Annotated in this window: 7 protein-coding genes; 4 read left to right on the forward strand and 3 right to left on the reverse strand. The window is 70.1% G+C overall.

Features of this window, described 5'->3' with window-relative positions; translation table 11 throughout:
• Positions 1 to 62 precede the first annotated feature (62 nt).
• Positions 63 to 2117, forward strand: coding sequence for a hypothetical protein (locus ACMYLB_RS20785; protein WP_415908855.1), 2055 nt, complete (start codon positions 63 to 65; stop codon positions 2115 to 2117).
• 85 nt (positions 2118 to 2202) lie between these two features.
• Here the strand turns inward: ACMYLB_RS20785 and ACMYLB_RS20790 are convergent, their stop codons facing one another.
• The 3 genes from ACMYLB_RS20790 to ACMYLB_RS20800 all read right to left on the reverse strand — a co-directional run bounded on the left by ACMYLB_RS20790 (position 2203) and on the right by ACMYLB_RS20800 (position 7045).
• Positions 2203 to 3075, reverse strand: coding sequence for a helix-turn-helix transcriptional regulator (locus ACMYLB_RS20790; protein ID WP_415908856.1), 873 nt, complete (start codon positions 3073 to 3075; stop codon positions 2203 to 2205).
• A 180-nt stretch (positions 3076 to 3255) separates the two neighbouring features.
• Positions 3256 to 5619, reverse strand: coding sequence for a TonB-dependent siderophore receptor (locus ACMYLB_RS20795; protein ID WP_415908857.1), 2364 nt, complete (start codon positions 5617 to 5619; stop codon positions 3256 to 3258).
• A gap of 247 nt (positions 5620 to 5866) precedes the next feature.
• Entirely contained in the window at positions 5867 to 7045 is a 1179-nt protein-coding gene (locus ACMYLB_RS20800; RefSeq protein WP_415908858.1) for an NAD-dependent epimerase/dehydratase family protein, read from the reverse strand.
• Between the two features lie 174 nt (positions 7046 to 7219).
• Between ACMYLB_RS20800 and ACMYLB_RS20805 the strand changes: the two genes are divergently transcribed.
• From ACMYLB_RS20805 to ACMYLB_RS20815, 3 genes are all read left to right on the forward strand, one after another.
• Positions 7220 to 8971 carry a DUF885 domain-containing protein gene (locus ACMYLB_RS20805; protein ID WP_415908859.1) on the forward strand — a complete coding sequence of 584 codons (1752 nt, stop codon included), beginning with the start codon at positions 7220 to 7222 and terminating at the stop codon, positions 8969 to 8971.
• A gap of 117 nt (positions 8972 to 9088) precedes the next feature.
• Positions 9089 to 10402 (forward strand): MFS transporter, encoded by a 1314-nt coding sequence (locus ACMYLB_RS20810; protein ID WP_415908860.1) that lies wholly within the window; start codon positions 9089 to 9091, stop codon positions 10400 to 10402.
• Between the two features lie 103 nt (positions 10403 to 10505).
• Positions 10506 to 12680 (forward strand): AMP-binding protein, encoded by a 2175-nt coding sequence (locus tag ACMYLB_RS20815; protein WP_415908861.1) that lies wholly within the window; start codon positions 10506 to 10508, stop codon positions 12678 to 12680.
• The last annotated feature ends 6 nt before the right edge of the window (positions 12681 to 12686 follow it).

A 12686-nucleotide genomic window follows, 5' to 3' on the forward strand; every position in this document is an offset into this window, starting at 1 on the left:
TCCCGCGCCCCGGCCGTCGGCGACCGTTTGCCCGCCGGCTCCAACCTCCAACCCCGATCCCCATGAACCTCCGCGTTCTGTTCCGTCCGCTCGTCGCCGCCGGCTTGCTCGGCGGCAGCACCGTCCTGTTCGCCGCCACCGGCAACCCGTGGTTCGACGACTTCGTCGCCTACGACAACGCCAGCGGCTCCGCCTACACCGCGCGCACCGATGCCGCCTACCTCGCCTGGCAGGAAAGCTACATGCTCCGCAGCTACCTCAACCTCTACGAGGTCTCGCAGGACACCGCCTGGCTCACCAAGTTCACCAGCCACGCCGACACCGTCATCGGCAACGCCGTCGATCACGACGGCGACGGCTACCGCGACTGGACCACCGCGCGCTACTCGCCGAATCTCGTGCTCAACTCCGGCTTCGAGACCGCCGATCCCGGCGACGCCACGCTCCCGGCCAGCTGGACCCGCAGCGGCTCGACGAGCACGACCGCATTTCGCACCAACGCCTCCGGCGCCTACATCCCCGGCAACGCCTGCTCGGGCGTGACGTGGGGCGCGGAACTGATCACCGCCGGCGCGACCTTGCAGCGGCTCTACCAGGACATCCCCAGCTACCTGCCCAATCACCGCTACGAACTCGCCTTCTCGGCGAAGAACGGCGGCAGCGTCGCCGCCCGCGCCTTCGTCTACGATCGCACCACCAGCACCGTCCTCGGCAGCGTGTTCGCCAGCTCCGCCAGCTGGAAAAGCTACTCGGTCGAGTTCGTCATGCCCGCCGCCGGACACGACGTCGAAGTCTGGCTGAGCCACGCCGCGACCACGACGAGCGGCGACACCGTCTTCTTCGACAACCTCCGCGTCTCACCGTTCTTCGCCTATCACGTCGTCGACGGCATGATCGGCACGCCGATCGCCGCGTTCGTCCGCCTCGTGAATCAAAACGCGACGGCGCTCGCGGCGTTCCAAACCAAGGCGAACGACTACCAGACCTTCCTCGAGAATCACGTCATCGCGAAATGGGAGGACCCCGCCGGCTTCTACGGCAACACCTGGGTGAACGCCTCCGCCACCGAGGGCTACTACCAGGAGCCGACCGGCTACGACACCTTTGCCTCGGGCACGCCGTTCAGCCCGCTGCCGCACAACCAGTCCTTCGCGCTCCTCGGCGTGCAGAGCATTCTCTACGAGGTGAACGCGAACTCCGCGTATCGCCAAAAGGCGGACAAATGCGCGACCTTCTTCGCCAACCTGCTCACCACGCAGGGCACCGCCTACCTGTGGAAATACGGCACGCACACCGGCGCGAAGACCGAGGACGCGTCCCACGCCAACGTCGACCTCGAGTTCATCCTGTCGCTGCACCGGGCCGGACACGTCTTCACCGGCGCCGACCTGACGAAGTTCACGGACACGCTGACCGACTACGTGTGGAACGGCTCCACGAGCGCGCCCCTGCTGCACAATCTCGTCAACGGCACGCAGGGCTCCTACTGCACGGACTACGACTTCTCGCGCGAGATGTGGGGCTGGGTGCCGCTGGCCCAGTTCGATCCCATGGCCTGGTATGTCGGCGCCGCGCAGTATGCCGCCAGCGCCGCCTCCGACCCGAGCGAAGCGGCCACGTTGTCCGAACTCATCAAGTGGGACCCGGTCAAGCTGACCAACCAGGGCTTCGAACTCGCCGACGCCGCCGATCCGACGCGGCCCGCGCGCTGGACCCGCGTGCTCTCCACCGCGGCCACCGCCTATCGCGACAGTGCGAACGCCCGCCGCGGCGCCTCCGGCCTGACGCTCGTCGCCAACGGCACGCAGTGGCAGAAGCTGAAGCAGCCCTGGACCGACTACGTGGGCGGCGCGACCTATGTCGTCACGCTCGACGCCAAGGTCGACAGCTCCGGCGCCGACGGCCGCGTCTGGGTGGTGAACGACACCACCGGCACCACCATCGCCAGCTACAACATCACCAGCACGAGCTGGACGACGCACTCCTTCAGCTTCACCGCCCCCGCGAACGGCACCGATGCCGTCTCCGTCCTCCTCGGCCACCGCGACTACACCGTCAGCGGCGGCCAGGCGCACTACGACAACGTGTCGATCAAGCGCTCGGGCGATGCTTGGTAGCCACCGGGGGAGCCGCTGAGGCTCGGCCAGGCTGCGAGGGTGCTCCGGCGGGGGCCGGGGCACCCTTCCCCGGCGGGCGCGGCCCTCAGGCCCGCATCACCCGCTCCTCCGGCCGCGCGCTGAACTCGCGCACCGGCACCTCGCCGGCCGGGAGCGGCCGCACGAAGCGGTCGATGAGTTTCTTGCGCCACGTGGTGGGCGTGAAATTGCAGGCCGCCTTGTGCTCGCGGCAGAGGTGGCTCGCGCTGGCGTAGCCGCACTGCCGCGCGATCTCCTCGAGCGTGAACGCGGAGCGGCTCATCAGCTCCTTTGCCTTCTCGAGCCGGATGCGCTGGAACTGCGCCTTCGGGCTCGTGCGGCGGCCCTGCCAGAAGAGGCGGCGCAGGTGGCTCGGCGAAACGTGGATGGCGTCGGCAACCTGCTTGACCGAGGGCGCGGCGACGAGGTGCTCGGCATACCAGGAGAGCGCGCGCTCGATCTTGAAGTTCGCCAGGTCGGTCAGCGCCGGTGGCAGCGTGGCAAACTCGTTGCCTTCGACGAGCCGCAGCGAGAGCTCCATCAGCACGCGCTGGAACACCAGCGGGCTCACCAGCGTGGGCCGGCAGAAATGCGGCTCGATCTCCGCCGCGAGGGTGCGGAGCTGGGCGATGCCGGCGGCGTCGAGCTTGTGCTCCAGCCAGCCGCCGTTGCGCCGCACGATGTCGTCGACCGGATACGGCACGCTGCCGAAGTGCAGCACGATGCGCTGGTAGTCGGTCGCGCCGGCGTTGGTCCAGGCGTGGCTGCACTCCGGGGCGAAGATCCAGAGCGTGCGCTCGGCGAGGCGCGGCGTCCGCTGGTCGGAAAACGCGAGGCCGCAGCGGCCCTCGACGACGGCATAGATCTCCCAATTCGTGCGCGTGTTGCAGCGCATGCGGCTTTTCCAGCGGACACGACCGTTGGCGAAATAGCGGAGCACAGCGTGGAGGGGTGGCGGGGTGAGGTTGGACGCGATCCGGCGACGGGCGACGGCGGCGCAATTCGGTCAGTTAGAACGCGTCCGCCGCCGGGGGTTCCGTCGGGCGCGGAAAAGCAAGAAGCCGGCGCCCCCGCGCCGGCTTCGGACCTGGGCGGGCCGCACGCGGCCCCGGGTTGAACCTTAGAAGTTGTAGGTGACGGACAGCTTGAGATTGCGCGGATCGCCGGGGACGGCGGAGGTGCGGCTGCCGGCGGCGAGGATGTAGTCCTTGTCCAGCGCGTTGGCGACCTGCAGGCGCGCGGTCCAGTCCTTCGCGCGGTAGGTGAAGCCGAGGTTCACCAACGTGCGGCCGGCGACGAGGAAGGTCGGCTGGTTGGCCACGCCCACGGCGCTGTAGCCGGTGGCGTTCTCGCCCGCGACGTCGTCCTTGTAGTCGACGCCGACGTTGACGCCGAAGTTGCGCAACGCGCCCTCGGTGAACTTGTAGTCGGCGAAGATCGCGCCGCTGTGGTCGGGCACGGAGCGCACGCGGACCTCGGTGCCGGGCTGGCGGATCTTGAACGAGGTGTAGTTGCCGAGGAACATCAGGTTCTTGTTCACCGCGTAGGTGAACTCGAACTCCCAGCCCTTCGAGTTGAGGTTGAGGTAGAGCGGATTGGGCAGCGCGTTGGCCTCGGCGATGCGGCCCTGGGCGACGAGGGTGTAGTAGTCGCTGTTCGGCACCGGGTAGTTGGACTGCTCGATGTCGAAATGGGAGAAGGAGGCGGTGAGGCGGTCGTTCAGGAAGGAGGCCTTGGCGCCGAACTCGACCTGCTTGCCCTCGGAGACGCGGAAGTTGGGCGCGTAGGTGCCGGGGTTGAGCGAGGACGGCATGGTGCCGCCGGTGGTGTTGTAGCCGTAGAAGAGCGAGACCTGCGGGATCGGCTTCACCAGCGCGCCGAAGGTCTTGGCGTCGGTCGTGAGGTTGTAGCTCGGGTAGGTGTTGGCCGGCGGGATGCCGGTCGTGTCCGTGCGCGTGAGCTGGCCGAAGAAGCGCGAGAGGCCGCCGGAGAGCTGGATGCGATCCTTCCAGAAGGAGGCGTTCTCGTAGACGAAGAGCTGCGCGTCCTCCTGCTTGCCGGTGCGGTTGCCGCCGCCGTTGGTCGCGGTCGGCTCAAGGTAGCCCCAGTTCGGGAAGGTGATCGCGCCGAGGGCGTTCGCCGCGACGGTCGGGCGCGTGCCGCCGGGGTAGATCTTGAACTGCACCTCGGAGAAGTTGGCGGCGACGCCGCCGATGGTGGTGGTCTTGACGAGGTCGGTGTCGAACTTGACCGCGTAGTCGTTGCGCAGGTGGGCCTCGGTGTAGAAGAGGTCGACCGCGGTGGTGTTGCGGGTGTAGCTCCAGGTCGAGGGATCGGTCACGGGCGCAAGGGTCTTGGTGATCGTGGTCGCGCCGGTGACGCTGTCGGTCGTCGCGGTCCAGTTCACGCCCGGCTCGTAGAGGCCGGTGTTGGGATTGCGGCTGCCGCCGCCCGCGCCGGCGAGCGCGGCGCCGGTGCCGCCCCAGTCCTCGCGCACGACGTGGTTGCCCATCAGCTGGAGGCGCGAGGTGACGTGGTCGCCGAGGTTGGAGAGGAGCTCGGCGGTGATGCGCTCCGTGGCGCGGTGGCGCGCGTCGCTGCTGTCGTCGCCGAAGGAGAACGTCCGCGGCAGGCCGCGGGCGATGACCGCGTAGTCGTTCGAGCCGACGGACGGATCGATCGGCAGGCCGCTGGTGATCGTCTCGCGGTTCTGCATGAACTCGGCCTTCACGATCAGCTTGTGGTTCGGCCCCATCTGCCAGGCGATCGAGGGGGCGAGCATCCAGCCGGTGCGGAACTGGCGGTCGAAATAGCCCTCGTTGTTCCAGTAGGCGAAGACGAAGCGGGCCGCCAGGGAGTTGTCGTTCTTCGAGAGCACGCGGTTGACGTCGGCGCTGATGGCGCGGTTCGAATACTGCGAGAGCTCGAGCGTGAGCGACTGCTTGTCGACGCCGAGCGGCGACTTGGTGATCGGGTTGAACTGGCCGCCGGGGCTGCCGCCGGGCACGAGGATGGCGTTCGGGCCCTTGATGATCTCCACGCGCTCGATGTTGTAGCCCATGAGCGAGGCGCTGTAGCCGTCCTGGCCGGAGATCTCGGCGCCGTCGATGAACTCGTGCGAGACCTGGAAGCCGCGGATCATGTAGCGGTCGCCGCCGATCGGCAGCGTCGACTCGACCACGGGCGTGATGTATTTCGCCGCGTCGAGCATGCGGTAGCTCTGCGTGTCCTGGAGGAATTCGCTCGTGACCACCGAGATCGTCTGCGGGATGTCCTGGATCGACATCGCGACGCGCGAGGCGGAGAGGGCCTGGCGCGACTGGTAGGGATTGGCGCGGTTCTCGACGATGGTGAACTGCGGCAGGACGACAGGCTCTTCCTTCTTGTCAGCGGAAGGCGCGGGCGTCTGCGCGAGGGCGACGCCGGAGAGGACCGAAGCCAGGCCGGTGCTCAGCACCGCGCGGCGAAGTGGGAATCCATTCATGGGACTTGGTGGGGTGGGGTTGGCTGCCACCGGTGGTTCGCCCGTGGCATCGTCGCGCAGAGATGCCGCGTGCGCTCAAACTGTAAAGCGGGCACGCCGCTCCTTTTTTGTCACAAAACGCTCATGCGCGCCGCGGCCGCGGGCGCGCTTTCACTCGGCGCCGGGCGGGCCGCATAGCGGATTTCGCCCGTGGAAAAACCCCGCCGGTCCGCGGCGCGCGGCGGAATGCGCAACGGAACGATGGCGCTCAACCCGCCGGGCGGGCGTGCCACGCCCGCAGCACCTCGGCTTCGCGCTCGGGCCGGAGGCCGGCCTTCGGCTGGGCGCGGCGGTCTTCCGGCAGCGCCTTCCAGTAGGCGAGCGTGTCGGCCGCGGTGACGGCGAGCGGGCGGTAGGTCAGGCCGGAGGCGACCGACTTCCTTCCGCTCACGCGATGGAAGCCGAGCGTCTCGCCCTGTCCGGGCACCCACACCGGCAGATCGCTCCACGCCTGCACGCGCTGCCGGGCGAGAAATTCGGCCGTGGTGAAGGTGAAGCGCGCATCGCCGCCGACCGCCGCGCGCACGCCGTGCAGCAGCGCGGCGGTCGAGAGCTCGGCGGCGGGCCCGACGCCGTTGAACGCGCCGAACGCGCGCTGCTCGCAGAGGCGGATCGTCCACTCGGCGAGGTCGCGCGCGTCGATCAGCTGCACCGGATCCTCCGGCGGCGGCGCGAGCACTTCCCCGCCTCGCGCGATGCGCACCGGCCAGTAGGTGAAGCGGTCGGTGTCGTCGCCGGGGCCGACAATGAGCGTCGGACGGATGACGGTCGTGAGGCCGGGGAACCACTTCTCCGCCTCCTGCTCGCACGCGGCCTTGAGCGGGCCGTAGAGCGCGAGGTTGGCCAGCAGCGTCGCCCGCGTCTCCTGCATCACGTCAGGCCCGGTGTATTTCGCGAGCGGCGCGTCCTCCGTCATGCCGGCGGTCGCGGTGTCCGCGTAGGCGGAGAGCGTGGAGATGAACACATACTGCTTCACCCGGCCCTGCAGCACGCGGCCGACATCGCGCACCCAGTGCGGCACGCTCGTCGGGTTGTCGATGCACACGTCCCAGGTGCGGCCCGCGAGCGATTTCACGTCGCTTGTCTCGCGGTCGCCGGTGAGCTCCTCGACCTCGGCCGGCCATTCCTTCGGGCGGCGGCCGCGGTTGAACAGCGTCAGCTTGTGCCCGCGCGCGAGAGCGTAGCGCACCTGGTGCGGGCCGGTGAAGCCGGTGCCGCCGAGGATGAGGATGTTCAGCGGCTGCGCCGCGCGCGCGACGCCGTCGAGCGCGTCGACGTGCACCGGTTTCGGCTTCGGCGCGGGCGCGGACGCCTGCGCGAGCGCGCGGGGGATCATCGTGGCGGCGCCCGCGAGGGCGCCGAGCTTGAGCAGGTCGCGACGGGTCATGGGGGTAGGCCGCCGAGATTGCGCAACGCCGCCGCCGCGCCAACGCCATTCTGTCCATCGGCGCGCCAGGCGGGACGAATGGCGTGCGCCCTGCGGCCGCCCCGCCGCCGGGCGCGTTCGTCGCACACCGCTCGACTTCGCCGCCGCCCGGTGCAACCTGTGCGGCTTCCCGCCATGAAACTACCCCGCCTGTTCGCCGTGGCCGCGCTGAGCGCCTCCACGCTCCTCGCCGCCAACGCCGACTTCGACCGCTGGGCCGAGTCGTTCTCCGCCGACTGGGTGCGCGCCAACCCGACGTTCTCCACCATCCAGCAATACCTGCCCGCCGCCGAGCAGGACGCGCTCGACCGCCAGCTGACGCCGAACACCCGCGACTACCGCGCCGGCCGCGTCGCCGCCGCCAAGGCCGCGCTGGCCGAGCTGGCGAAGTTCGACCGCGCGACCCTCAGCGCCGACCAGCGCACCTCGGCCGCCACGATCGAGTGGTCGCTGCGCGGCATCGTCGAGAGCGAGCCGTTCGCAGACTACAACTTCGTCTTCAACCAATTCGGCGGCCTGCACGTCAACACGGTCAACTTCCTCACGCAGTCGCACCCGATCCGCAACCGGCGCGACATCGAGAACTACCTCGCGCGCCTGCAGCTCGTCGCCGGCCGCATCGACGAGGGCATCGCCCAGGCGAAGGACGCCGCCGCACGCGGCTTCCTCATGCCGGACTTCATCACGAAGTCCGTGCTCGGGCAGTTCGAGCGTTTCCTCGCCGGCCCGCCGCACGAGAACCGCTTCGTCGCCGCGCTCGCCGAGCGCGCGGCACCGCTGAAGGATGTGACGGCGGAGGAGCGCGCCCAATTCGTCGCCACCGCGGAGAAAATCACGACCGAGCAAATCCTCCCCGCCTTCCGCCGCGCGCAGGCGATGCTGCAGGAACAGCTGCCGCACACCACGAGCGCCGCCGGGCTCTGCCGCCTGCCGGGCGGCGACAAGGCCTACGCCAACGCCCTGAAGCGCTTCACGACGACCGACCTGACCGCCGAGCAGATCCACCAGCTCGGCCTGCGCGAGGTCGCGCGGATCGAAAAGGAGATGGACGGCTACCTCCGCCAGCTCGGCTACGCCGACGGCTCGATCAAGGAGCGCATGGAAAGACTCGAGCACGACCTGCAGCCGAAGGAGGCCGACCCGCGCCCGCGGCTGCTCGCGAAGTTCGACTCGATCCTCCGCGACGCCGAGCAGCGCGCGAAGCTCGTGTTCGACCTCACGCCCAAGGCGCCCGTCGTCGTGAAGCGCGAGCCGCCCTTCACCGAGAAGACCGCCGCCGCCCACTACACCGGCCCGGCCAAGGACGGCTCTCGGCCCGGCATCTTCTGGGCGCCGCTGCCCGGGCCGACCTTCGAGATCGCGACCATGCGCACGCTGGTCTACCACGAGGGCGTGCCCGGCCACCACTTCCAGATCGCGCTGCAGCGCGAGACCGAGGGCCTGCCGCGCTACCGCCGCGACGGCGTCTTCGGCGGCGGCTCCGCCTATGCCGAGGGCTGGGCGCTCTACGCCGAGCAGCTCGCGGCGGAGAACGGCTGGTATGACGGCGACCTCGTCGGCCACCTCGGCCAGCTCGACGACGAGCTCTTCCGCGCCCGGCGCCTCGTGGTCGACACCGGCCTGCACGCCTTCCACTGGACGCGCCAGCAGGCGATCGACTACGGCATCAAGGCCTCGGAGGTGGAGCGCTACGTGATGAATCCCGGCCAGGCCTGCGCCTACAAGATCGGCATGCTGAAGATCCTCGAGCTGCGCGCGAAGGCGCAGCGGGCGCTCGGACCGAAGTTCGAGATCAAGAAATTCCACAACCTCGTCCTCCAGACCGGCAACGTGCCGCTCGCCGTGCTCGAGCAGGTGGTGGACGGATGGATCGCCGCGCAGCCGTAGGCGCGCGCGCCCGCGGGAGCTCCGAGCGCCGGCCGTCCCGCCGGCGCTTTTTCGCGCCCGTGCCCGGCGCGCGGGATCGGCTTGGCAAAGCTCCGCCGCACCCGCAGCGTGGCGCCCATGGCCGCTTCGTCCACGCCCGTCCCGCGCTGCGCCATCGCCGGCTGGGTGCTCTACGACCTGGCGAACACCGTCTTCTCGATGGGCGTCGTTTCGCTCGTGTTTCCCCTCTGGGTGCGCGGCCAGGTGGGCGAGACGCGGGCGGACGCCGTCTACGGCGTCATCACCGGCCTCTCGATGGGCGCCATCTTCGTCGTCTCGCCGCTGCTCGGCGCGTGGACCGACCGCGCGCGCCGCCGCATGCCGTTCCTCGTCGTGTCGACGCTGCTGTGCGTCGCCGCCACCGCCCTGCTCGCGCGCGCCGGGTTCGGCGTGACCGCCGCGCTGTTCGTCCTCGCCAACATCTGCTACCAGGCCGGCCTGCAGTTCTACGACTCGCTGCTGCCCGAGGTGAGCGACGAGTCGAACCGCGGCAAGATCGGCGGCATCGGCGTGGGCGTCGGCTACTTCGGCTCCTACCTCGCCGTCGGGGCGAGCCTCTTCCTCGGCTCGGAGGACCAGCCGCGGCTGTTCGCGCTCTACGCCGCGGCGTTCGCGCTGCTGGCGGTGCCGTGCTTCGTCTTCGTGCGCGAGCGCGGCAACCCCGCGCCGCGCCCGCTCACCCTCGGCGGCGCGGTCGCCGCGGTGCGCGAGACGCTGGCGACGCTGCGCACCACGCGCCGCTTCCCCGGGCTGGCGCGCTTCCTCATCGGCCGCGTATTCTACACCGACGCCATCAACACCGTGATCAGCTTCATGACGCTGTTCACCGTCAACGTCGCGCTCGCCAACGGCCGCGATCGCGCGGCCGCGAGCCGGCAGGCGCAATTCATCATGCTCGCCGCCATCACCTGCGCCGTCGCAGGCGGGTTTTTCTGGGGCCGGTTGACCGACCGGCTCGGGCCCAAGCGCACGCTCACGCTCGTGCTGGGGTGCTGGATGGCCTTCTTCGCCCTCGCCGCCGCGACGGGCATCTTCGCGCTGCCGCTCGCGGCGATGTATGTCGTGGCCTGCGGCGCGGGCTTCTCGCTCGGCGGCGTCTGGTCGGCCGACCGCCCCTACATGCTGCGGCTCACTCCGCCGGAACGCGTGGGCGAGTTCTACGGCCTCTACGGCATGGTGGGGCGCTTCTCCGCCATCACGGGGCCGTTCCTCTGGGCGGCGATCCTGCATCTCACCGTCGACCGCCTGGGGCTCACGCCGCTGCGCGGCCAGGGCATCGCCGTGCTCTCGCTGCTCGGCCTGACGTTCGTGAGCTACGTGATCCTGCGTCCGGTGTCCGATGCGCCGCGCGACTGGGCGCGGCTCGCGCGCGAGCACGCGGACGCGGCCTGAGCGGCGCCGGTGGGCGCGGCCGGTTCCGCGGGCGCCGGGGCGTCTTTAGCCTCGCGACGCCCCGGCCGCGCGTGTTGGGTGGTCCGCGGCCCACCCCTTGCGCATGATTCCCGTGATCCGTTTCCTGCTGCGTCTGTTTTTCCGCTTCCGCGTCGAGGGCGCCGAGGCGCTGCGGGGGCCGGGGCCGATGCTGCTGTGCCCGAACCACACCTCGTGGCTCGACTGGGCGTTCGTGCTCGTGTGCCTCGACGACGAGTGGAAGTTCGTCGCGTCGTCCACCACCGCGCAGGCGACCTGGATCCATCGCAAGATGATGATCAACTCGCGGACCTTCCCGGTGGACAACACCTCGTCGTTCGCCGTCCGCGGCATGGCCGAGCACCTGGAGAGGGGAGGCAAGCTCGTGCTCTTTCCCGAGGGCCGCATCTCGAGCACGACGGCGCTGATGCGCATCTACGACGGCACGGCCTTCCTCGTGCACCGCACCGGCGCGAAGGTCGTCACCTGCTACCTGCGCAACGCCGTCCGCGTGAAGTGGGTCCGTCACAAGGGCTGGACCCAGTGGTTCCCGCGCGTCTCGGTGCATTTCAGCGCGCCGCTCACGGCGCCGGACACCTCCGCCCTCGCCCACAACGTCGCCCGGCACAAGCTCACCCAGTGGCTGCGCGACCAGATCATGCTCCAGCAGTTCGAGGTCGAGATGCGCTGGGGCCCGCGGACGCTGCCCGCGGCCATCGCCGCGACCGCGCGCGCCACGCCGGGCAAGCTGGCGCTGGAGGACATCACCTTCACCGAGCTGACCTATCGCCGCCTGATGGTGGCCACCGACGTCCTCGGCGCCACGCTCGGCCGGCACCTGTCGCCCGCGCGCGGCGAGCGCATCGGTGTGATGCTGCCGACGGTCAACGGCGCCGTCACCACCGTCCTCGCGCTCTGGTCCCGCGGCAAGGTGCCGGCCTTCCTTAACTACTCGACCGGCGCGGCGACGATGGTCGCCTGCGCCCAGCTCGCGAAGCTGAAGCTGGTGCTCACCTCGCGCGCCTTCCTCGACAAGGCCAAGCTCAACCTCGAGCCCCTGCACGCCGCCGGCCTGCGCTTCCTCTACCTCGAGGACATCCGCCGCGAGATCGGCCCCGCCGCCAAGCTCGCCGCCGTGCTGCGCAACCGCCTCGCGCTCGGCGGCGCGCTCCGCCGCGCCCCGGTCGCGGCCGAGGACACCGCCGCCGTCATCTTCACCAGCGGCTCCGAGGGCGTGCCCAAGGGCGTCGAGCTCTCGCACCGGGGCATGCTGGCCAACCTGCGCCAGATTTTCGTCGCGGCCGACCTGCGCGACGACGACCGCTTCTTCAACGCCCTGCCCTTCTTCCACAGCTTCGGGCTCGTCGGCGGCATCGTCGCCCCGCTCGTGCGCGGCTGCTACGTCTTCAACTACCCCTCGCCGCTGCACTACCGCATCGTGCCCACCGTCGTCTACGAGAAGAACTGCACGATTTTTCTCGGCACGAACACCTTCCTCAACGGCTACGCGCGCAAGGCCCACCCCTACGACCTGCAGACCGTCCGCTACCTCGTCGCCGGCGCCGAGAAGGTGCAGGCCGCGACCTTCGACACCTACGCGCGCAAGTTCGGCGTCCGCATCCACGAGGGCTACGGCGCCACCGAGTGCGGCCCCGTCGTCTGCATCAACACCAAGATGGACCCGCGCACCGACACCGCCGGCCGCCTCGTCCCGGGCGTCGAATGGCGCCTCGAGCCGGTCGCCGGCGTGGCCGAGGGCGGCCAGCTCTTCGTGCGCACGCCCGCGATGATGAAGGGCTACCTCAACCCTGACGCCAACGCCCGCTTCCAGGCGCTCGGCGGCTGGTATGATACCGGCGACATCGCGAAGATCGACGACGACGGCTACGTCACCGTCCTCGGCCGCCTCAAGCGCTTCGCCAAGGTCAGCGGCGAGATGATCTCTCTCACCGCCGTCGAGGACGCGCTGGCCGGCGCCTTCGCCGCGTCGTTCGGGGCGCGCTGCACCATCGCCATCGTCGCCGTGCCCGATGCCGACAAGGGCGAGAAACTCGTCGCCCTCGCCAACGAGCCGCGCCTCCAACTCACGGAGGTCCGCGCCGCCGTGCGCGCGAAGGGCCTGAGCAACCTTTGCGCGCCGCGCGAGCTGCGTTTCGTGTCCGCGATCCCCAAGCTCGGCTCGGGCAAGACCGACCACCGCGAGCTGCTGCGCCAGCTGCACGCCGGCGAGACGACGCCCGCGGGCGCGCCCGGCGCGTAGCCGGCG

Source organism: Oleiharenicola sp. Vm1 (genome assembly GCF_047777955.1).
Taxonomy (GTDB): Bacteria; Verrucomicrobiota; Verrucomicrobiia; order Opitutales; family Opitutaceae; genus Didemnitutus.